The 842-nt window shown below is 67.0% G+C and carries 1 pseudogene; it reads right to left on the bottom strand.

Annotated elements, in window-relative coordinates:
* Positions 1 to 841 (bottom strand): annotated as a pseudogene (locus NA4_RS39955) (IS5 family transposase); the annotation flags it as partial.
* Position 842: the final 1 nt, after the last annotated feature.

Here is an 842-nt window from a genome sequence, read left to right as displayed (position 1 = left end):
CTTGAGCCATTCGACGACGAGGGCCAAGACGACTCCGGCGCGGTAGGTGATGGCCAACTTGTCATACCGCGTGGCCACCGCACGCCAGTGTTTGGCCTTGTTGAAGGCGCGTTCGACGACGTTGCGCCGCTTGTAGGTCTCCCGATCGAAATCAGGTGCCCGCCCACCGCCGCGGCCTCTGCGTTTGCGGTGGGCGAGTTGATCGGACCGCTCGGGAATGACGGTGCGGATACGTTTGCGCCGCAATAAGGCCCGGTTAGCGGCCGAGGAGTACGCCTTGTCGGCGATCACAACCTGCGGGTTGCGCCGTGGGGGCCCGCCCTCGAGGCGGGGCACCGCGACCGCCTCCAGCAGCGGCGCGAGCATCGGCGAGTCGCCTGATTGGCCCGGCGTGAGCAGCACTGCCAGGCCCCGACCGTGACCGGCGGCGACCAGATGCACTTTAGTCGTCAACCCACCACGTGAGCGCCCGATCGCGTGATCAGCAGGTTCATAACCCAGACACCGAGTCGCGCCTGGCGCCCGCGCCGTGCTGGTGCACCCGCACGATCGTGGAGTCGATCGAGGCCACCCAGTCCAGGTCACCGGTGGTATCGGCCAGCGCCAGCAGCGCAGTCAGCACCCGATCCCATGTGCCGTCCGCGGCGTAGCGGCGGTGCCGCTTCCATACCGTCTGCCACGGCCCGAACACCTCCGGCAGATCCCGCCACGGCGAACAGGTGCGCAACCGGTACAGCATCCCCTCCACTACCAGACGGTTGTTGGCGAAGTTACGACCCACCCGCCCTTCGGATTTCGGCAACAGCAGCTCCAGCAACTCCCACTGCTTGTCGGTCAACACC

This window comes from Nocardia amamiensis NBRC 102102 (genome assembly GCF_001612745.1).
Lineage (GTDB): Bacteria > Actinomycetota > Actinomycetes > Mycobacteriales > Mycobacteriaceae > Nocardia > Nocardia amamiensis.
The sequence above is the reverse complement of the archived record's forward strand: the minus strand, read 5'-3'. Positions and strand labels throughout refer to the sequence as shown.